The sequence below is a fragment of the Vibrio sp. TMPB1044 genome (assembly GCF_030442075.1).
GTDB lineage: Bacteria > Pseudomonadota > Gammaproteobacteria > Enterobacterales > Vibrionaceae > Vibrio > Vibrio satsumensis.
The window spans coordinates 160,469-182,620 of the sequence record NZ_JAUJED010000015.1 but is presented as its reverse complement, the minus strand read 5'-3'; the positions used below and the strand labels follow the sequence as shown (position 1 = coordinate 182,620).

Sequence of the window (22,152 nt, the reverse complement as noted above, 5' to 3'; positions counted from 1 at the left end):
GTTATTCAGCTCATTTTTACTCTTGGATAAAGTATAGATCCTTCGCGTAGATATTTCCTTTCGGATTATTATTGGGGAAACCTTTTAGTGTATTTCGCACTAATCGAGTGTGATTGTAATGATATAAAGGCATAACTGCTGCTGATTCGTTAAGTATCGACTCTGCGTGCTGGTATAGAGCGAAGCGTTTAGATTGTTCTTCCGTTTTACTTGCTTGCTGTAAGAGCTCATCATAATCGGTGTTACAGTAACCACTCTCATTTGCAGTGTGGTCACAAGTGAAGGCTTCTAGCAATGCAGAAGGTTCTGGGTAGTCACCAAACGCCCATGAGCGCGCAATCTGATAATCACCAGCCCCTTTCGCTGCAACATACGCTTTCCATTCCATGTTCTCTAACTCAACTTTTACGCCAAGTGGTTTCCACATTGATGCAATCGCAATAGCTATTTTCTTGTGGTTCTCACTGGTGTTGTATGTCAGTGTGAATTTAAGTGGGTTGTTCTCGTTATATCCAGCTGCTTCCAGTAGCATTTTGGCTTTTGTTAAACGCTGAGCGCTGTCTAAAGAGTTGAATTCGGATAAAGGCGCTATGTAATCAGGAATATTATTCGGCGTCACGCTGTAGGCTTCAGGCTCACCTTGACCTGTAACTTTCTCGACCAGAATCTCACGATTGACGGCCATGCTCAGTGCTTGACGAACTCTGACGTCATCAAAGGGCGCTTGGCGCGTATTGAATGAATAAACATATGAGCCCAATAGAGCTTGCGCTTTGATTTGCTCAGGACTTTCTTGGATTAATTTCTGGTAGTACTCAAGCTGAACACGATTGGTCATATCGATCTCACCAGCTTGGTAACGAATCAGTTCGGCATTTTGAGAGGATAGGCCGAGATAGGTTACCTTATTGATGACTGTCGATGTGTCATCCCAATAATTTGGGTTTCTCTCGACTTCAGCGTATTCGTTGGGCACCCATTTACTCAAAGTGTAAGCACCGTTGGTCGCGATATTTTCTGCGCGAGTCCATTGGTCACCTTTCTCTTGAACCAACTTAGCAGGCAAAGGGAAAAAGGTCTTGATGCTCATTAAACTCATAAAGTAGGGCGTAGGTTTTGAAAGTAAAATCTCAACCGTGCGCTCATCTAATGCTTTGATGCCAAGTTCAGAGGGAGCTTTGTCTCCTGATAGAATCTCGCTAGCGTTCACGATGTTAGCCGTTGAAAAAACAAAACCCGTGTTGTTACCCGTTTCAGGAGACACAGCGCGCTGCCAACCAAAGACAAAATCAGACGCTGTGACTGGATCGCCATTCGACCACTTGAGGCTCTCTTTCAACACAAACGTCACGGTTTTTCCGTCCTTGCTGATAGACCATTCTTTGGCTTGTCCTGGGATGATTTGCCCGTCACTGTTCTCAATCACAAAGCCTTCAAACATATCATTGACGATAATGTCACCGGGCATGCCTGAATTTACGAAGCTAGGGTCTAGTGTATTGGGCTCTGCACCGTTGCCACGTACAAAATGTTGTTCCTCAGCTAACGGTGTATCAGCAGGAACAGTGGCGGCAAAGCTTGAAGCAGATGATAAAGCAAGCAGGGACGAGATGATCACAGGGATCGTTGGTTGAGTCATTGTAATTCCTTTTACAACTTAAACGGTACTCAATGCATTAAACCTGACTCGTTAACATGTTGCAACCACAATGAACGCTTATTAAAAGCATTTGAAAGACTTGTAAATAAAACAACAGTGCCTACTTTAGGAGTAGGCACTGTGAAAAAGTGAGTTTGAGTGTTTGCCCTAATATGAGCGTTGTCCCATCCGTTTAGCTTTGCTGAGGGAGAGGAGCCTCAAGCCTTGGTTTTCTTTTGATTTGTGCAAGGATGACACCCGAAATCACCATTACACCACCAATAATGTGGAACTGATTAATCTCTTCGCCTAGCCAAGTGGAAGCTAATACAATTGCGATAACGGGCATCAAGTTCATGAACATCGCACTTGAGTCCGCACCAATGGTATCAATCGCTTTCACCCACATCCAAGGTGCTAAAATCGAAGCGGCCACCGCGGCGTAAGCTATTAATGGGATCGCTTGTTGCGGTGGTAAAAGCTGTTCGCTGGTAAGCCAAAGTGGCGCTAGCATTGCGACAGCAAAAAGCCCCTGCATGTAAATCACCACCCAGCTACTGATTGGCATTTTCCAGCGTTTCAATAGCACACAGTAAGAAGCATAAACAAAGGCTGCAATCAGCATATAGCCATCGCCTTGGGTCAATTCTTGATGGATGAAGAACAGAGGATCGCCTTTGCCTAGCATCAGTGCTAAGCCTGACAGTGACAATACACCACCAACAATACTCAAACTAGAAATCGACTTGTGCAACAAGGGAACGCTTAGAAACACGCTGATCAATGGGACTAAAGATGTGATTAATGCCATGTTGGAAGCGGTTGTGGTTAAGCCTGCGTAGTAGCCTAGAGATTGGTTCAACACCATGCCCAAAAAGCCGAGGAACGCTAACTTCGATAGGTTTGGCTTAATGACGGCCCACTGTTTCATCACAGGGCGAATACAGAAAGGCGTGAGAATTAACATCGCAAAAAACCAGCGGTAGAAACTCATCGCGCTAGGTTCTATGGTGCTTGCAGCAAGCTTGTTGACGATTGCATTGGCGCCCCAGATACAGACTGTAAAAAATGGTAAGAGATAATGCATGTGAATTCCGTCGCAAATGAGTTGATGCGGCTAGTTTGACAGGTCGTTATACTTACAAGTATCTTTAGAAAGACATCAGGCGCGATAGGAAGACAAGTTTGAAAAAACACTCCAGAAACCTTCACCCATCCTTATCAATTGACAAGGCACCATCCAACGTATTTATGAATTTTGAAGCGTTTCTTTCGAACACTGAGACCCGAGTTCATAGCCACTCATGGGGACAGGTTCAATTGATCAGTGGTGGTATATTAGAGATGGAAGCGGAAAGCACCCGATTTCTAGCACCACCGCATTTGGCGATTTGGGTACCAGCCGGGGTGATGCATTGCAGTTATAACCGTAAGCCTCTGGACTACTGCTCGCTAAATATCGCGCCAGAACTCACGCAACACCTGCCAGAAAAAACCAGTCTTATAAAGATCACGCCCATTGTGTCTTCGATCATCGATGACTTTCGCGAGCGTGGAATAAATATTGCGGAAACAGAGCAAGATCAAAGGCTCGTTCAGGTACTGCTTGACCAACTTGCGCAGCGTGAGGTTGAACACCACTTCTTGCCTTCAACAGACAATAAGTACCTAGCACCAATATTGGCTTCTGTTGAAGAAAACCCAACCGATGAAGTGACACTGAAAGACTGGGCTGAACGTGTCCACACCACGGAAAGAACTCTTTCTCGCCACTGCCAGACGGAGCTTGGAATGAGCTTTACCGAGTGGCGACTGCGAGTGCGCTACCTATACTCAATGGATTTGTTAAGAAACGGGCAATCGGTCAAGGAAGTCGCTCTTACATTGGGTTACAACCAAGCAAGCCCTTTTATCACCATGTTCAAACGTTACGCGAACCAAACGCCAGAACAGTATAAGAACCGTTTGTTGTAACCCGTGCTGCTCTCGCATGGCTAACATGACAAGCCTCCCCCTTGACACAATTATAACGTAGTCAAAGCAACGCACCTGTTACCTAACAGGGTCGTCAACGTTGCGATAATTGGTTTGTTAATGTAATCGCTTTCTACTGCTACGTCGTCAAGCCAGTAAATATCTGCAAGTAGGTGAAGATCTTCAATCAATGCTTGGCAATTTGCCTCAGTCACTTTTGAAATATCACTAGGGAAATCATCACTGAGATCGACAATGATCACTCGTTGATGCTTTTTTAGCTTCAATCTTACAATATCTTCTAAATCGGCCATGCTTTTCTCTCTGTGGAAAATAAACATCACACTTTGGCCCTCTCCGATATCGTAGATCTTATAGCGTCGATCATTGAGATAAATAATATTGAATTTCATGTTATCGATTCCTCGGGATTTAAATAATCAGCCAAAATGAAAATGAAAATGAAAATGAAAATGTTGAGTTGGCATTAGACGTTAATTTTTAACTCAATGTCGTTTGAATTGAGTTTGCTTAACTTCACTTAAAGACTCAAAGAATTAGAGAAATTCAAATGTGAATCTCTCAAGTCATATTTGAATTTCTGTAAACCATATTCAGGACACTGTTGGTTATTTATGATCACTGCATTCATGGTTTTCTAGGAAAGGAAACCTAATGCAGCAAAGGAGATAGGTTCAAAAAAGAATCTAAGTAGCATCAATCAACAGTTGTCAACCCAATGAAAAATATCAATAAATATCTTTTGTTATTCTCTCTTCTTGTAAGCGGCTTTTTCTCAAGTTTTGCATGGTCTTCGAGCTCAATGTTGGAGGACGTGTCTGCAATCGCCAAGCTCATTTATGACAGTGAACCTCAAATTGAAGCGACGAGTGATGTCAAACAAATCAGTAATAACCAATCTCTGACGTATCGAATTACAAAGGAAGAAGCCGAAAGCGATTTGTGGTCGATTGTTATCATGGATGGGCAAAGTGACGAGGTAGCAGATGGTGGTCAGCAATTGATTACCAATATCGACAACATGAATTTTCATCGAGAACTCGATGGCAGCTTACTGATCAAAATATCGAAGTACCGACCTGGTGATGTGAACGCTACTAACTGGTTACAAGCCCCAGAAGGTAGCTTTTATCTCGTGAAGTATGTGTATTTATAGGGTAGATAACATGAAAAAAATATTTGCCTATTTCCTGCTAATTCTCTTATTGATTAGCGCCATACCGAGCTTTTTTGGCGAAAAGCCTGCATTGGTTCTTAATCACGCTGATAGCTCATTACCCATTGAGCCTTTGCTAAGCACATTAGTTAAAAATCAGATAACTCCGTTAGGTGTTGAGAACCAACAAGACGAAACTACATTAATCTTTGAAAGTAAAAAAGAACAGCGAGAAGCACAACAGGTATTGTCATTGGCGTTTCCGTTAGCTCATTCTCATTTTTCATTCGTCAGTGCAGCACCTCAGCTATTTAGCCAAGTAGGGCTAACACCCATTAACCTTGGATTAGATCTTCGTGGTGGCGTGCAGTTCATGCTGCAAGTTGAAATAGATGATAGCGTGAGAAGTTTGGTAGAAGCGACATCGACTAATGCTCGCCACGTGGCTCATGCAGAAGGGGTTCGCAGTCGAATTGCTGACATAGATAACAATGGATTCTCGATCATTATTACTAATTTAAGTAGTCGTGATTCAAACAGTATTCAAAGCGTAACCGACCACATGCGTTCACAGTTTTCTGAATGGAAAATCAGTGTAAACGGCAACGTATTACGTTTTACGCTTGATGAAAGCATTAAAGAAGAGCAGGCAAGCCTCGCTATGCAGCAAACCCTAAATATTATGCGCCAGCGTATTGAAAGTTTAGGTATCACTGAGGCCGTCACCCAGCGTCAGGGGGCTGACCGTATATTGATAGAGCTTCCGGGCGTTCAAGATCCTCAAGTTGCGAAGCGTGTTATTGGTGCGACGGCGACGATCTCTTTTCATACGGTTGTTGATTCAAGCCAAGCTGCACAGACTCATACTACGCGTGATGGGGAATCTGTACGCTTGTCTAGGCAACCGGTGTTAACGGGAGAGTACATTATTGGTGCATCCGCATCGGTTGGTGAGTTTGGACAACCTGAAGTGAACCTAGTGTTGAGCAGTGCGGGAGGCAGCAAAATGTCTGACTTCTCACGTAGTAACATCGGTAAGCCTATGGCGACCTTATACAGCGAATATCATCAAGATCATAACAACCAACTTGTTCAACGCCATGAAGTGATCAACATTGCTACGATCCAAAGCCAATTAGGAAGTCGTTTTAGAATAACGGGTATCGGGCAAATTTCCGATGCACAAGACCTTGCGCTAATTCTACGCTCTGGGTCATTGACCGTACCTGTGACCATTATTGATGAGCAAGTGATTGGTCCAAGCCTAGGTGAAGAAAATATCCAAAAGGGTTTGCTCGCGGTGATGGTAGGTTTAGCTCTGACATTTGTGTCGATGCTGGTTTTGTACCGAAAGTTCGGTGTTATAGCTTGTGCCGCGCTTATCACCAACATTGTCATGATTGTGGGTTTCTTATCATTGATACCGGGAGCAACGCTTACTTTGCCGGGTATTGCGGGCCTTGTACTCACCATGGGCATGGCGGTTGATACTAACGTTCTAGTGTTTGAACGAATCAAAGAAGAAATGCGTTCAGGAAGATCGCTAGCGAGTGCGATACCGAGAGGTTATAAAGAGGCCAGAAGTACGATTATTGACGCAAACCTTACGTCGTTGATCACTGCGATTATTCTGTTTGCGATTGGTTATGGTGCCGTGAAGGGCTTTGCAATAACGCTAGGGATTGGACTTTTAACCAGTATGTTTACGGGATTACTCTATAGCCAAATGTGGATGACAAAACTTTGGGGGCATGACAATGACAAAGCTTAACCAACGAGTCGCTGATATTCAGTGGTCAAAAGTAAGGTGGAACGGTTTATTGGTTTCACTTGGGTTGATGTTTATATCAATTGTCCTGATATCGACCAAAGGGTTTACACTTGGGCTTGAGTTTACCGGTGGTATCTCTCATGTCGTCAATGCTGATGTCCCGGTGAGCTTGGAAGCGATGCAATCAGCTTTGAATACGGTATTTGATGAATTACCCAATCTAGTGCCCGATGTTACCTACCAAACTTGGCAGTTACAGTTTCCTATTGGCGGAACGGGTGAATTGGAGTTGTTGCAGTGGTTAAGAGCTGTAGAGTTGGAGCTAGGCCATCCGCTTAATCTAGTGTCGAGCTCAGTTGTTGGCGCGCAGGTGGGTGAGCAATTATTTGAGCAAGGTGGTTTAGCCCTGATTGTTGCGTCTATCGCCATTATGTTTTACTTAACTGTGCGTTTTGAATGGCGATTAGCTCTGGGCGCGATTGTTGCTCTACTGCATGATGTGCTGGTGGTTTTAGCATTGTTTGTGGTGTTTTCGATTGAATTTAATCTCACCGCTCTTGCTGCATTGCTTGCTGTTGTGGGTTACTCGCTCAATGACTCTATTGTTATCGGAGACCGAATTCGTGAGTACCTGACCCGTAGACCGAATCAGAGTACCAGTGAATCTACGGATCAAGCGATACGATCGTCATTGTTTAGGACTCTAGTAACGTCTGGAACCACGTTATTGACGGTAAGCAGTATTGGCCTTATCGCAGGCGGTACATTAAGTGGGTTTGCGTTTGCATTGTTCGCTGGGATTATTGTGGGCACTTGGTCTTCATTAGTGATCGGTACAGCAATACCGGAAAGGATCGGTTTGTCTTCTGAGCATTATAAGCCCAAAGCTCCTTTGTTAGATGAAGGCGGTAATCCTATTCATAGTTAATATCTCATCGTTTATAGCTAATAGCTAATTGAAAACTTATGGCTCCTATATTGGAGCCTTTTTTGTGCCAAAGGAATTATTCATCATCGTTCGTCTAATGTACCAAATATGATCTAAGATCTTAGATCTTAGATTTTCTATTGGTGACCATTTGGGATGTTATTGAAAATTTAAAATAGTAGTGTGCTCATTTTATCGAATGTATGTTTATTAATAATTTACAGTGAGCTCTATTTTGAATTTCTGTAATTCGTCGTAAACAATAGCTGGTTAGGTACAATTTACTCGACATTAAATATTAAGGAACACATTATGAAAAAAATTGTATTAACTATCTCTGCTATTTTACCTTTAACTTTTTCAGCTGTTGCGAATGCAAACCAGAATATCGACTTTTCAAACCCAGTGTCGACTTACTCTTATGCGAACCTAGGTTATGATAGTGATGGTTTTACAGCTGGCATTGCTGCAAGCCAGGATCTAAACAATGGTTCAACCATGTTTGAATACATTGGTTCTAATGATTTCTACCAACATAATTTTATTGCGACATTAGCGAATAGTGATAGCGATGCCGCTCTTCAGTTGGATTACCTATGGGATACCGATTACAAGGATACAAGCAAAAACTCACATACGGTGTTTTTTAATGCCATAAAAACAACCTCTATTGACTCTAACTTCAGCCTTTATCCATCAATGGGGCTAGGCTTTAATACCAATGATTTATCGACAAACACAAGTTATTTAGCTAATGCAGCACTGACCATGACCTACGCATTCACTAGTGTCGTTTGGCTTGATGTCACACCAGAATACACTTATAGCTTTAATGATCAAAAACAGAAAGTCGGCGGTAAAGAGAGTTACCGTGATTTATCTATTGAAACCAATTTAGGTTTCAAATTAGCGCCAAATCAGTTTGTTGAAGCGACATATCGTTACGATGAAAACAATGATCACCATACTGGTATCAGTTACAACATGAGCTTTTAACCCACAATATTCCCCTTTGTTAAGTGACTGTATTTACCTTAAATTTGAAGTGTACAGTTACTTAATTAATAATATGTTTAGCTAATAACCAGTAACTAAAAAATGATAGTTCAATTGATTACTAGCTAAGCATAACGTTTAATGAAAATGTTAAATAATAGGTATAATTATATATGGTAAATATAACTGCTCAACCATTGGTTCTTTATGGAAAAGTTCCCTTCAAATACATCTATTTTGGTTTGTCTTCTTATGTAATTGTTATGTGTGGTTTTTTTTTTGATAGGAGGGGTGGGTTAAAGGAAGTGATCTTTATAGAGAAAATTAATCGCAAAGGGAAATTTAATCGCAAAGGGAAATGTAATCGCATAGTGATGTGATGTAATTTGCTATGCGATAGTTAAAGATAAAATATATTTATGATGATATTCGTAACGTTAGAAATGACATGAAAATTAAGTAACCAAGAATAACGGTAATAAGTGGGAAGTATTTCATGGTTTATCTCCATCGATTATTGATGATTATTTATCGCATAACTACTTCACAAATCCTATGAATTAGAGAAATTCATTATTGTTCGAACTGATAGTGAACCATTCTTGAGTTATTCCACTTTTTATTCTTACTAATAATATTGATAGTAAGAATCGTATGCTCTCTGAGAGGGTATCTTTACTAAATCAAAGGTCAATTATGGTCGCTCGACTTTTAACACTTTTCTTTTCAATCCAAATTGTTTGGTTTAGTTCATTCGCTCACGGGCAAGACAAGCCCGGTTTTGTGGATACCTCAACGCCCAATAGCACTCTGTCTGGTTTTATTAAGTATTCTGAGCACGTGATCCATTATTGGCAGCTTGAGCAGCTCGATTTACCTGAAGCCCAACATGCTTATGCCCAAGTAACGCGTACCATGGATCTGTCAAACCTTCCCAATCGCAGTCGAACCGTGGTTGTGATGGAAAGAATCATTTTGCTGCACGAAATTCTAAATAGGTTAGGGCAAGACGTTCAATTACACCCTTCAGAAATGGCATCACCAGCGGGTGACACTGGTTACCAATGGCGTCTCGCTAATACAGACATTTTGATTGCTAGGCAGACGAATGGTGAGAAGGTTGGCCAATATCTATTTACGACCACTTCCATTAATAGCTTATCGAAATGGTATCGCCTGATCTCAGCGTCTACGAAGAAAAGTGAACATGACGTTGATTTGTACCATGAGTTTTTAATTCTCCCAGGCCCGCTATTTTCAATATCATTGATCAAATCTTTACCAGAAAGCTTTAATACCTTATACGCATCGATTCCTCTTTGGCAGTGGTTCGCTTTAGTGGGCGTCTTTTTGTTATGTCGATTTATGATTAAGTTAAGCTTCTCGCTTGGCGAACGTTGGAACTTACATTGGTATCGAAATGGACTGAAATGGCAAGTTGGCCGCCAGTTATCTTTGGTTGGGGTCGTCTTTATCCTGTTTATTACCCGAAAAGTGATTGATGACGGAATATGGATCACTGGAGGTATCTACCAGTTTTTGTCTACCTCTTTTTTGATTGGCCAGTTTTTCTTCGTTGCGTGGTTGATCATGACCATCTTCAATTACTTTGCTGAGCTGTATGTATTTAATAAACACGAAGGTAAGTATGTTGACTCCTCTTTAATTACGGTACTCGCGCGTATTTTTGGTGGCCTGACGATTGCCATCTTGGGCATTTATGTGGTCGATTTTATGGGCTTCTCTATCTCCCCGATCGTGACGGGTTTAGGCGTTGGTGGTTTGGCGGTAGCACTCGCCATTCGTCCTGTACTGGAAAACGTGATTAATGGACTGACTTTGTATGCTGATGGTGGAATTAAAATTGGCGAGCTTTGTCGTTATGGCGACAATCTAGGGACGATTGAGAGCATAGGGTTACGGTCTACGAGAATTAGAACGCTAGAACGTTCATTAATTACTATTCCTAATTCCGAGTTTGCCAACATGGAAATTGATAATCTAGAGCGTCGTGATAAGCGTAGAATGAGCCACCGCTTGAGGTTGCGGTCAGAGCTAACTCAAGACCAACTCAAACTTCTGGTTGTTGGTATTAGGCGGCTGTTATTACAACATCCTAGACTCGATGAAGAGCCAGTTAGAGCAAGGTTTGTGGGTGTTGGTGAGTTTGCGATACACATCGATATACTCGCTTATATTATATGCAAAGATCATGAAGAGTTTCTTGCTGTGCAAGAAGATGTGATGTTTTCGGTGATGCAGCAAGTTGAAGCGGTAGGTGCCCAGTTGGCATTCTCTAATCAATACCAACTGACGCAGGCACTTAACCCTATTGATGATGAACTCAAAGAGAAAGCGACCGAAACGGTAAATCAGTGGCTAGATAATAATAACTACCCATTCCCAGACTTTAGCTATGAATTTAAAGATGGAATCAAAGACAGCATTATGTACCCAGCCAAAAGTTCAGCGGTTCGCGCAAATGGAAATGGTTAAAATTAAAAGTTTTACCTTAAGGTGATTTCCGCTAATTTGAATTTCTCTAATTCATCGTGTTTGCCTTCAGTTTACTCCAAAGTAGCGTCAAATATTTAAGCTACTTTGGAGATATCCATGCCTCGTATTCGTCCTTCACGCATACTTCTTTCTTTTTCTGTTTTACTTATGTCGACGGGGTGTTCGACCGAAGACTCACCACTGATAGGTGATACGCCTCGCCCTGTTCGTTTGACTGAAGTTCAAACCGTGGGTCATCAAGATATACGCCGTTTCCCTGCCCAAGTTTCTGCGTCTAAGGAAGTTGAACTTGCCTTCAGGGTGGGTGGTGAAGTGGTGGAATTTAACTTAAAGCCATCGCAAAGAGTGACAAAAGGCGAAGTCATTGCTCGGCTTGATCAGCGAGATTTTAAAACTGAAGTCGCATTGAAAAAATCGGAGTTTGATTTAGTCAAAAGGGAATTAGATCGAGCGACCCAAATGATGAAAAAGAACCTATTGGCTCAAGCGGAGTTTGATGGCATTCAAGCTCGTCTTCAAGTTGCACAGGGAGCTTTACAGCTTGCACAAGACAGGTTGAAAGATACCGTCATTACTGCGCCTTACAGTGGTCGAATTGCAACAACTCACATTGAAAACCATCAACAAGTGCAAGCTCACCAAGGTATCGTCCTTTTACAAGATCATGAAATGATAGATGTCACGATCCAGTTACCTGAGAGCGTACTTAGCCAGATGGATGCTAAGAGAATTGACCCATCTTATCAGCCCTTAGCGACCTTTAATGGGTCGTCGGTTTCCTACCCTGTGACTTATAAACAGCATAAAACGCAAGCAACAGCAGGAACACAAAGCTATGAAGTGACCTTTACTCTGGTCGCGCCAAAAGATAACCATACGGTGTATCCAGGTATGGGAGCAACGCTACACCTTGATATCGATAAAATCATTGCCGATAAGCAAAGTGCTCAACGTTTTGTCGTTCCTGCTAGCGCCATTTTAGACAATGATCTGATTGGTCAACCTCAAGTCTGGGTATTTCAAAACGGGCTAGTTTCTTCGTTAGATATCACCATTCAAGGAGTGTCGGCGCGTGGTGCGATTGTTTCTGGAGATCTCTCTCAGAATAGCTATGTGGTGAGTGCTGGTGTCAGTCAATTGTCAGAGGGGATGAGAGTTACACCCATCGTTCGTGAGCGAGGTTTATAATGAACCTAACTAATTACGCAATTAAAAACAAAGTCATAAGCTGGCTCGTCGTTGCCATTTTATTGGTGGGCGGTGTGCTTTCTTTTCGTGGTTTAGGGCAATTGGAATTTCCAGCATTCCCTATTCCACAAGCCATGGTTAACACCACGTATCCTGGTGCTTCTGCAATGCAAGTTGAGGAGGAGGTCACCTTACCGCTTGAGCGTGCGATTTCTCAGCTCGAATATGTCAAAGATGTCGAATCTTTTACCAGTGCTGGGCTGTCTCAGATTGCGGTGATATTAAAAGAGACCATACAAGCAGAACAACAACCTCAGGTATGGGATGAATTACGTCGTAAGGTGAATGATATTCAGCCGAGAATGCCACCGGGAGTGAATCCATCGCAAGTCATTGATGATTTTAGCGATGTGTATGGCATTCTCTACAACATTACGAGTAATGAATACACTTATCGCGAACTACAAAATTACGGTGAATACCTTCAGCGTGAGCTTCTTGCCATTAAAGGGGTAAAGAAAGTTAACTTGGCCGGGCTAGTCTCAGAACACATTGTGATTGAAATTGCTCAGCAAGATCTTAATACGTTGAATCTTGATCCTGCTTGGCTTTCTCGTTTGATTCAAAATCAGAATATGGTGTCTAACGGTGGTGATTTGCTACTTGATGGACAATCGATCCGAATCCATTCTTCTGGTGAGTTTAATGAAATTGAAGCGTTAAAGTCATTTAAATTTAGCCCGCCGGGAAGCAATGACCTGATCCAATTAGGTGATATCGCAGAGGTAAGCCGCCAGTTTCAGGATAAAGCTTATACCTTGTATCGTAGCAATGGTGAACAAGCCATTTCTCTTGGGATCTCGTTTGCGAACAGCGTCAATGTGGTTGATGTGAGTGAACGTGTCAGTAATAAATTGTCTGAACTCGATTTTGCTCGCCCAATCGGGATTGAATTAAACAAGGTGTACGACCAAGGCGATGCGGTTGATAAATCGGTATCTGACTTTGTGATGAGCCTAGTCGAAGCGGTATTGATTGTTATTGTCGTGCTGTTATTTACGATGGGCTTGCGTTCTGGCATTTTAATGGGGGCTATTTTATTACTGACTATCCTCGGTACCTTCATTGGAATGAGTCTTCTAGGCGTTGAGATTCAAATCATTTCACTTGGTGCGTTGATCATTGCTCTCGGGATGCTGGTTGATAATGCGATAGTGATAACTGAAGGTGTCTTAATCGGCCTGAAGCGTGGATTGACTAAACGTAAAGCCATTGAATCCGTTGTTAAACAGACCCAGTGGCCCCTGCTTGGTGCAACACTGATTGGTATCATTGCATTTGCCCCGATTGGCTTGTCTGCCGATGCTACGGGGGATTTCTTAGGGTCTTTATTCCAAGTATTAGCGATTTCTTTATTACTAAGTTGGGTGCTTGCTATCACGTTAACGCCGTTCTTCTGCGAACTGATGTTTAAAGAAGAAATAGCCAAAGGTGAGTCAGAGCATATCGATCCTTATCGAGGGTTGATATTTACCCTGTATCGCACGGTTCTTAATACCGCACTAAAAAACCGTGTCGCGACTATGGTCATCACTCTGGTCTTACTTATTTCTGCTGTGATCGGGTTTGGCTCTGTAAAACAAGCTTTTTTCCCGCCATCGAATACGCCAATTTTCTATGTGGATGTATGGCTGCAACAAGGCACAGACGTTCGTGAAACAGAACGACGCTTAAAGCAAATTGAACGTACCGTGAGCGGCTTTAATGATGTTCATAATGTTACAACCGTCGTAGGTGCGGGTGCTCAGCGATTTATTCTGACTTATGCACCTGAAAAATCATATAGCAGTTACGGGCAATTGATTGTCGAAGCGAAAGACTTAGCCGCGATCGAAACGATGTTACCCCAGATGAAAGCAAGGCTTGAAAGTTTACATCCAGATATTGATTTCAAGTTTAAGTTAATGGACTTAGGTCCAGCCCCCGCCGCTAAAGTCGAAGCGCGCTTTTATGGTGCGGACCCACAGGTGTTGAGACAACTTGCTGCTCAAGCGAATGAGATCATGCGTAATGAGCCAAAAGCAACTGCAGTTCGTCACTCATGGCGAGAGAAAACTCAAGTGCTTGAACCGCAACTCGATGGTGCAGCAGCAAGGCGAGTTGGGATAACCAAAAGTGATCTTGATAGAACCTTGTTACGCAATTTAAATGGTGAGCAGATTGGCTTGTTCAGAGATGGTAGTCATATCATGCCGATTGTGATGCGCGCGCCAGATGAAGAACGTTTTGATATCGATAGATTACCTGAGTTACAAGTGTGGAGCCAAGACCAAAGCCGTTATATCCCAATAACACAGGTTGTTTCCGACTTTAATTTGACGACGGAAGACTCTCTAATTGTTCGTCGTAACTTTAAACGCGTGATTTCCGTTATGGCCGATGTGACGCCATTTGGTGATGATACGGCTGAATCTTTGCGCCGTTTGGTTGCTCCTAAAATCGAAGCGATTGAACTCCCTCAGGGCTATCATTTTGAGTGGGGCGGTGAATATGAAAGTCAGCAAAAGGCGACCAACAACCTAATGGGTTCATTGCCAATGGGCTATCTGATTATGTTCTTGATTACGGTCTTGTTGTTTAACACCATTCGTCAGCCTTTGGCGATTTGGTTAACCGTACCATTAGCATTAATTGGTGTGACTGCGGGCTTACTATTAATGAATATTCCGTTCTCGTTCACGGCATTGCTAGGACTATTGAGCTTATCAGGCATGATTGTGAAGAATGGTATTGTGTTGGTGGAGCAAATCAATATCGAAACCGACCAAGGTTCAAACCTTAACCGTGCGATTGTGGATGCGAGTGTGAGTCGTGTACGACCTGTGTGCATGGCGGCAATTACTACCATGCTAGGTATGATCCCGCTGGTATTTGATGCCTTCTTCCAGTCGATGGCGGTGACCATCATATTCGGACTTGGGTTTGCTACACTACTAACATTAGTGGTATTGCCTGTGATTTATGCCTTGCTGTATCGAGTAAGCTATCGTTAACATCTACATGTTCAATACCTTTCATTAGGATAAGAAAGAACGTCCAGAAGTACGTAGGATTAAGCTGATACCAATAATGTTGGTATCAGCTTTTTTATTCGTATTAGCCTGGAGGAAGTGAACGATTTAGTACTCAAGTTTGATGAAAGATACGTGCTGTTATCAATGTATAAACAGTACTATTTAGCTAGAAAACCACCAGTGTGACCGCCTTAAAACGTTCATACATTGCTATCGAATCTCTGTGATGAAAACTCGGGAAGATGTTCGTTAAAGGTGCCAATGTTTACTGGTCCGTCAATATATACTGGTTCAATGTTTACTGGATCAGTGGAACACTTACATAGAAGAACGAAGAACGAAGAACAAGTCGAGCGATTAGAGTTAGAGTGGGTATTTTGAGGGGGATAGTATTGTGGGCTGTTGGAGTGGAAACTGGGTGCCGTTGTTTAAACAGAAAAACCCACACAATAAGCAATTTACAGTGCGGGGTTTTGATACGAAAAATTACAGCAAGGCGCCGATGTCTTGTACGATTTCTGTAATACCGATAGTAAAGAACTGCACACCCATACAGATAAGCAGAAAACCCATTATTCGGGTAAACGCGTTAATACCATTTTGACCCAAAGCTTTAAGTAACGGGTAAGCCATACTCAGAATAAAAGCGGCGACTAAGCTCACGACACCAAAACCACCAATCACTCCTGTATAAATACTTATTTTTTCTAACTCTTCTTCACTAGAAGCAATTTCAGCGGCAAGGCTAATGATCAGTGCCATTGTTCCGGGACCGCACAGTGATGGAATAGTAAGGGGCACTAAAGCAATAGAATCTTGTCCGACACTGCCATCCATACTTTCTGGTTTTGGAAACAGCATGTTGAAACCAATCGCACAAATGATAATTCCGCCACCCAAGCGTAAGCTCGGAATTGAAATACTAAACAACTCTAAAACAGAAGCACCAATGAAAAAAGTAATGCACATGGCGATGAATAGGTAAAGCCCAACGGTTTTCGCTTGTGAAACGATATAACTCTTGTCTCGGCCCTTACTTAAACCAAGAAGAACGGTTGCAGCGGCTGGTGGGTTCATCATTGGCAACAAGCCGAGAACGGTGAGAGTTAAATAGGTGAATAACGTTTCTAGGTGCATACGGTTTCCTTTAAATATGGGTGGTTTTTTGTGTCATTGGGTGATGGTTAAATTATTAGGTGTCGGTTTAATCTCGAATCAAATTAATGACTAAATGGCTGACTAACTAAATTAAAGAAGCATTAACTGAGCAAGGTACAGAACACTAAAGAATGAAATCGCATCGGTTAATGTGGTGAGCAGTGGGCTAGATAACATGGCCGGGTCGAGGTTTACGCGTTTGAGAAGCAGAGGTAACGCGCCACCGATCATGACTGCGAAAGTGGACGATATCGTGTAGGCCGCCGCAACAAGTACTGGTAATAAATGACTTTGCTGACCATGGGTAATCAACATGAGTAGAGCAATAACCAGACCAATAGCAAGACCATTGATAGCACCAATCGGGAACTCTTTGGCGACAACAAATAACCAGTCTCTAGCGGAAATATGCTTTGTTGATAATTCTCGAATAGAAACGGCAACAGATTGGTTACCCGCGGCACCGGATAAGTTAGCCACTAAAGGTAAAATTGCGGCTAATACGGCAACTTGTTCGATAATATGTTCAAAGGAAGCGATGATCGATACCGCGGCATAGCTCAAGATGACCGATGGCAGCAAAAATGTGAGGCGTCGGATATTACGCTTGAGTAGTGGCATGGTACGAAACTCGTCGCCGCCAAATATACCGCTGCTCTCACGTTGTTGTTGTTCGGATTTTTCATATAACGCCTGGTTTAATTGGGTGTGACCAACAATGCCAATTTGAAAGCCGTATTCGTCGATGACAGGAACGGTAGAGTGTGAGGTAGAGTCGAGCACACTTTTTAATGATTGGAGATCAAAATCTGCAGGTACGGTGGGGACACTTGTATCAATATGATCGAGCAATCTATCCCAAGATTGAGCGAGAAACAGTTCTCTAGTTTTCACCGCTCCTAAGTAGTTACCGTGTTTGTCGTGTAAATAAATGTAGCGCCACTCAATTCGTTCAGAGCTTTGCTCACCTTCACGTAAGACGTTCTCTAAGTCTGAAATGGTTGCCCAGCTTTCCAATTTAATGATCTCATTCTTGCAAATACGTCCCACGGAGCCATTAGGAAAAGACATTGCGGCTTTTTCTTCGTTTTCCCAAGTTTCGGGCAGGGAGGATTCAAGGGCTTTGTGAAGTGGTTTAGGTAAGCTACGTAATAGAGAACGGCGAACGTCTGAACGCATATGCAAAAGTATGTCTTTTGCGCTGTCGATAGGAAGGGTGGAAAATAAAAGTGCACGTTCTGGCTCTGTTAGGAAATCCAGAAAATCAGCAGCTAGATTAGGTTTTTGAGTACAAAGCAACACCCAAAACTGTTCACACTGTGCGTTGGTGAATTTTCTAATCACGAATGGAAAATCGGGTAGGTTAGCACTTTCTATATGTTTGATAATGCTCTCACTAGTTCCGGACTTCATTGCTGAAATTAACTCGGAGTACAGCAGTTCGGCGTCAGTGTTAGGTAATGGAATGGTTATTAAGGTCATATAATGGGCTACACTGCAATGTGATTACGTTTGCGGATAATTCGGACAAACAGCGTGATAAAAGCAATGGCCATCAGCGTTAAGCTAGTGAAGAGAAACCATTTGGTGATGAGCTCTTGGTGTTGGGCTAAAAATGGGTGACGCATAATGTATTTTCCAGCATAAAGCAGCGTTAACACCCACACGATAGAGCTGGTCATGCTGATCATGACTGTGCGGATAAAGCTGAGACGTGCAATACCCATAAGCATTGGGGTTAAAACACGAACGAATGGGATAAAGCGAGATACGAACAACGATAGGAACCCGAATTTATTGAGAAGGCGCCTTGCTCTAGGTAATGAATCGTCAGGCAGCACGACTTCAATTTTGTTCATTAAGCGTGAACCTTCTAACCAGCGTCCTTGCAGATAACCGACAATCGTGCCTAAACAAGCCGATACGCTGAGAGCAGTCAGGGCGGTATAAAAGTCCAAAGCACCTAATCCCACCAGTCCTCCTACAAACAATACCAGTCCGTCTCCGGGGAGAGGCAAAAACACAAAACTCGATTCTAGAAATAACACAACAGCGAGCAGTAGCAGCAAGATATGGAGTGAGTTGATCTCAAGTAGCGTGTCAAAATCTTGCACCCAAATGGCGGCTAATATCTCATTCATACTTTTTCCTTAATGGTATAAAACGACGTGACAACCAGATCGAATGATCTGGCTGTTGTGCGTGGTGTTAGTCGAACATCAAAATCAAATAAGCGAAGAAGAGAATAAGGTGGGTCGCACCATTCAGCGAGTTGGTTCTACCGCTGCTAAAGCTAACGCTGGTCATGAGAAGCGTCGCGGCCAGCAACACCATTTCTGCGGGTTCTAGGCCTAACTTCAAGGGCTGGTCCATTACGCCAGAGATGAGTAAAACGGCCGGTACGGTCAGTGCAATCGTTGCTAATACCGAACCAAAAAATAGGTTGATAGCACGCTGCAGTTGGTTTGTGAGAGCGGCTTTCACGGCACCAACGGCTTCTGGAGCAAGAATAATAAGGGCAACGATAAGGCCACCAAGGGCTGCTGGAGCGCCCATAACGCTAATGCTGTCGTTAATTGGAATAGCTAGCCCTTTTGCTAGAAGTATCACGATGAGCAAGTAGCTAATGAGCATGACAGTGTGAAATAGATTGCTGCTTACAGGACCGTGGTGGTCGTGTTCACTTTTATTGTCGGCATCAATGAAGAAGTGAGTATGGCTACGTGTTTGTACGAACAGGAATACGCCATATAACGCAATGGATGCGAGAACCAGTGTGCCCATCAAGCTGAATGACATGTTTCCGTTATCACTGCTGCTGGTAAAATTTGGCAAGATCAGACAAAGCATTGCGAGAGGGATAATGGCAACCAAATACGCCTTAATACCATCCAAATTATACGACTGAGTGTGATACTTCATCCCACCGACTAATAAAGTAATACCGACAAAACCATTCAATACCGCCATGATCACTGCGAACATCGTATCTCGGGCAAGAACGGGGTTCGGATCTCCGGTCAACATGACAGAGGAGATCATGATCACTTCTAATGAGATGACTGACAGTGTAAGAATGAGTGTGCCAAACGGGTCTCCCAACTTGATTGCTAAGGAATCTGAGTGGCGAACCACCGCGAAAATGGCGGTCATGGCGACATAAAAGAGTACAGAGGTAGTGATGACATAAGAGAGGGTTGAGAGACTTGAGGTCAGTATGTTTTCGCCTAAAGTCTTGAAAAATATAACAGTCAAAATACCGAGGAGCAGCGTTTTCTCTTGTTTTAAAATCTTATACATTTGAGCTTCTCGTTGATATCAACATCGTAAGGTCCTAGTAACGTTGTTGATTCGCGAATGTTCACTACATCCTCCATAAGGTAGTGATTTGCTCATAGTCTATGGTTGTGGGGAGAGGTTGAATATGAATTAGAGAAATTCATAAATGCTTCAATTGTTGCCCCAATTCTGAATTTCTCTAATTCGTCGATTTTAAGTTCATTGAATTCAATAATGGCGTAAATAAACTGCAAACCACAGTTCATAAGTCGCCTTTGGAGTCACAATGAGAACATTACACAAATTTATACCGACTAATTTAATGCCTACTACTCTTGTCTCTGCGCTTGTACTTAGTCTTTCAAGTACTACGGCAATCGCTGATATCAACTTGGCTGAGCGCACAATTCCAACGCCTGTGGGGATATCGACAACGCTTGCTGAAATGATCGAAGGTAGAGGCAGCATTCCAGAGATTCCTGTCCCTGAAAGTACAGAGGCGTGGCTTGAATTTCAGTCCATGTTTGATGCGCACGGAGTTGAACTCGCTAAATCGGTAGCGGAACGTTTTGAAGTAACGTATGAAGCAAAACAATTTGCAGGAGTAGACACTTTTTTTGTGACACCAAAAGTGATCTCATCTGAATATAAAGACAAGTGGTTAGTACACATTCATGGTGGTGCATTTGTATTTGGTGGTGGCGAATCTGCGTTACGAGAAGCTATCTGGGTCGCTGACGGTCTTGGTGCAAAAGTGATTTCAGTTGATTATCGTCAACCGCCATTACACCCATTTCCAGCTGCAATTGATGATGCCGTTGCCGTTTGGAAAGAGTTAATGAAAACCCAAACAGCAGAGTCGAGTGCAATTTTTGGCACATCTGCGGGCGGCAATTTAACGTTAGCAACGACACTGAAAATACAAGAGATGAATTTGCCTGCTCCGGGAGCTCTTTTTGTTGGTACACCCGCGGTTGATCTTAAAGAAACATCAGATACTTGGCATACATTAAAGGGACTTGATTCATTAGGTCAGCGTGAAGGATTAATTCAAGCGACATTTGATTTATATGCTGATGGTGAGGCGTTGGATAACCCGCTAATTTCACCTATTTACGCAAATATAGATTCTTTTCCACCCACTGTTTTTATTTCAGGAACTCGTGATTTATTACTGAGTGACACGGTTCGAATGCACCGATTACTGCGCAGCGCTGATGTTGAGACTGAGCTTCATGTTTATGATGGTCAGTCTCATGGTGACTATATGAATGGACTTGTTGCGGACATGCCTGAATCGGAAGATGCGCTTAAAGAGATTGGTTTATTTTTTAATAAGCACATCAATTAATATAATAATTTTGGAGATAGATTGATAATAGCAACCTAGATTAAGTTGTCCTAATTAAAGGGTTATTTCTCAGGTTGCACTACCTTGTCGAAAAAGTTTTGCATCGTTTGGTGCAGCAGTTGGTTTAGTGGAAAACCACGTTTAGATTGCAGGTAACCACCATTGATTTGGATTGATCTCATCTCTTTTGGAACCGTCGGAAGAGGGTAGCAACTTAGTTCGGGCTCATTCTCAGTCACTAACGTACTACCAAAAGACAAGGCGTCAGAATGTTTTAATTTATTGAGTAAAACTCGAATACTGTGAGTCGTTAAAACGATATTTGCTTTATACCCTCTTGCTAAATAAAAGTCTTCAACCGGGGCGCGTTTTGAGTTAATCCCATCAGCGAGTATCCGAGTGATAGGAAGGTGATGGATGTCTTCTAGGGCGGTACTCTTACTAAGTACTGGGTGATCTTTACGAGCAATGAGGCTGAGTTTTATTTCTTTTAAACGGTGCTGATAAATCTCTTGTGGCAATTGGAACTGAGAAAAAAGGAGCAAGTAATCTATTTGGCCATTAAGCATTTCATTTAAGCTTTGTTCTTGCCAATAAACTAATTTAAAACTGGCAGCAGGTAGTGCTTCTCTTAGAGCACTAAAAATACCATCTCCCCATTGCTCAAGCATGAAGATGTTCATTGCGATCGACACTTCACCTTTAAATTGCAGAGGGTCGAAATTTTGATAAGACTCGACGACTTTTAGTAGAGGTGTGAACATTTCATCGGCGGCTTCTGCAAGTTTCTCAGCTAGCTCAGAAGGCTCGACACCATGAGCTTTACGAATAAACAGTCGATCACCAAACGTTTCTCTCAGCTTAGCTAGACCACGACTGACGCTAGTTTGTGATATCCCCAACTTGTCTGCGGCCTGATGTGTGTTTCGTGTTTCTACAACCGCTTGCAATAGTTTCAGTAGGTTTAAATCTAAATCGCGAAGTTCTTTCATCGTTAGCCCTTAACTATTGAGAGTCTTCCATTGTAGTGTTGAACGCGGATGACGCAAACTCATTTTTTCCGCAGGTGTGTCAGTCTGTGTCAAACCGACTTAAACATA

The 22,152-nt window shown here is 42.6% G+C and carries 17 protein-coding genes; 9 read left to right on the top strand and 8 right to left on the bottom strand.

Features of this window, described 5'->3' with window-relative positions; all coding sequences use genetic code 11:
- Nucleotides 1–16 precede the first annotated feature (16 nt).
- Both QQ041_RS10210 and QQ041_RS10205 read right to left on the bottom strand, forming a co-directional pair.
- Nucleotides 17–1,639, bottom strand: coding sequence for a peptide ABC transporter substrate-binding protein (locus tag QQ041_RS10210; RefSeq protein WP_285953816.1), 1,623 nt, complete (start codon nt 1,637–1,639; stop codon nt 17–19).
- Nucleotides 1,640–1,832: 193 nt separating this feature from the next.
- A complete protein-coding gene (locus QQ041_RS10205; protein WP_146490983.1) occupies nt 1,833–2,726 on the bottom strand; it encodes a DMT family transporter in 894 nt (297 codons plus the stop codon).
- Nucleotides 2,727–2,824: 98 nt separating this feature from the next.
- Here QQ041_RS10205 and QQ041_RS10200 point away from each other — a divergent pair, with 98 nt between their 5' ends.
- Nucleotides 2,825–3,613 carry a helix-turn-helix domain-containing protein gene (locus QQ041_RS10200; RefSeq protein WP_285953815.1) on the top strand — a complete coding sequence of 263 codons (789 nt, stop codon included), beginning with the start codon at nt 2,825–2,827 and terminating at the stop codon, nt 3,611–3,613.
- 50 nt (nt 3,614–3,663) lie between these two features.
- On the opposite strand, the gene QQ041_RS10195 is transcribed toward QQ041_RS10200, so the two are convergent.
- Nucleotides 3,664–4,026 (bottom strand): hypothetical protein, encoded by a 363-nt coding sequence (locus QQ041_RS10195; protein ID WP_285953814.1) that lies wholly within the window; start codon nt 4,024–4,026, stop codon nt 3,664–3,666.
- Nucleotides 4,027–4,448: 422 nt separating this feature from the next.
- Between QQ041_RS10195 and QQ041_RS10190 the strand changes: the two genes are divergently transcribed.
- The 7 genes from QQ041_RS10190 to QQ041_RS10160 all read left to right on the top strand — a co-directional run bounded on the left by QQ041_RS10190 (nt 4,449) and on the right by QQ041_RS10160 (nt 15,243).
- Nucleotides 4,449–4,790, top strand: coding sequence for a DUF1214 domain-containing protein (locus QQ041_RS10190; protein ID WP_186728050.1), 342 nt, complete (start codon nt 4,449–4,451; stop codon nt 4,788–4,790).
- 10 nt (nt 4,791–4,800) lie between these two features.
- Complete coding sequence (gene secD, locus QQ041_RS10185; RefSeq protein ID WP_285953813.1) at nt 4,801–6,561, top strand: protein translocase subunit SecD; 1,761 nt, start codon at nt 4,801–4,803, stop codon at nt 6,559–6,561.
- A complete protein-coding gene (secF, locus tag QQ041_RS10180; protein ID WP_285953812.1) occupies nt 6,548–7,489 on the top strand; it encodes a protein translocase subunit SecF in 942 nt (313 codons plus the stop codon). The genes secD and secF overlap by 14 nt, the downstream gene beginning before the upstream one ends.
- Nucleotides 7,490–7,801: 312 nt before the next feature.
- Nucleotides 7,802–8,485, top strand: coding sequence for a hypothetical protein (locus QQ041_RS10175; RefSeq protein WP_285953811.1), 684 nt, complete (start codon nt 7,802–7,804; stop codon nt 8,483–8,485).
- Between the two features lie 696 nt (nt 8,486–9,181).
- Complete coding sequence (locus QQ041_RS10170) at nt 9,182–10,981, top strand: mechanosensitive ion channel family protein (RefSeq protein WP_285953810.1); 1,800 nt, start codon at nt 9,182–9,184, stop codon at nt 10,979–10,981.
- Nucleotides 10,982–11,098: 117 nt separating this feature from the next.
- Nucleotides 11,099–12,190, top strand: coding sequence for an efflux RND transporter periplasmic adaptor subunit (locus QQ041_RS10165; protein WP_285953809.1), 1,092 nt, complete (start codon nt 11,099–11,101; stop codon nt 12,188–12,190).
- The gene (locus tag QQ041_RS10160; RefSeq protein WP_285953808.1) at nt 12,190–15,243 is read left to right on the top strand and encodes an efflux RND transporter permease subunit; all 3,054 of its coding nucleotides are present in this window, start codon (nt 12,190–12,192) and stop codon (nt 15,241–15,243) included. Before QQ041_RS10165 ends, QQ041_RS10160 begins: the two co-directional genes overlap by 1 nt.
- Nucleotides 15,244–15,750: 507 nt before the next feature.
- Here QQ041_RS10160 and QQ041_RS10155 read toward each other — a convergent pair.
- The 4 genes from QQ041_RS10155 to QQ041_RS10140 form a co-directional block, all read right to left on the bottom strand.
- A complete protein-coding gene (locus QQ041_RS10155) occupies nt 15,751–16,401 on the bottom strand; it encodes a MarC family NAAT transporter (RefSeq protein WP_146490974.1) in 651 nt (216 codons plus the stop codon).
- Between the two features lie 111 nt (nt 16,402–16,512).
- Complete coding sequence (locus QQ041_RS10150) at nt 16,513–17,904, bottom strand: magnesium transporter (RefSeq protein ID WP_285953807.1); 1,392 nt, start codon at nt 17,902–17,904, stop codon at nt 16,513–16,515.
- An 8-nt stretch (nt 17,905–17,912) separates the two neighbouring features.
- Entirely contained in the window at nt 17,913–18,563 is a 651-nt protein-coding gene (locus QQ041_RS10145; protein ID WP_285953806.1) for a DedA family protein, read from the bottom strand.
- A 67-nt stretch (nt 18,564–18,630) separates the two neighbouring features.
- On the bottom strand, nt 18,631–19,722 hold the full coding sequence (locus tag QQ041_RS10140) for a calcium:proton antiporter (RefSeq protein ID WP_285953805.1): 1,092 nt from the start codon (nt 19,720–19,722) through the stop codon (nt 18,631–18,633).
- Nucleotides 19,723–19,987: 265 nt separating this feature from the next.
- Here QQ041_RS10140 and QQ041_RS10135 point away from each other — a divergent pair, with 265 nt between their 5' ends.
- Nucleotides 19,988–21,052 carry an alpha/beta hydrolase gene (locus QQ041_RS10135; RefSeq protein WP_285953804.1) on the top strand — a complete coding sequence of 355 codons (1,065 nt, stop codon included), beginning with the start codon at nt 19,988–19,990 and terminating at the stop codon, nt 21,050–21,052.
- A gap of 62 nt (nt 21,053–21,114) precedes the next feature.
- On the opposite strand, the gene QQ041_RS10130 is transcribed toward QQ041_RS10135, so the two are convergent.
- Complete coding sequence (locus QQ041_RS10130; protein ID WP_146490970.1) at nt 21,115–22,044, bottom strand: LysR family transcriptional regulator; 930 nt, start codon at nt 22,042–22,044, stop codon at nt 21,115–21,117.
- Nucleotides 22,045–22,152: the final 108 nt, after the last annotated feature.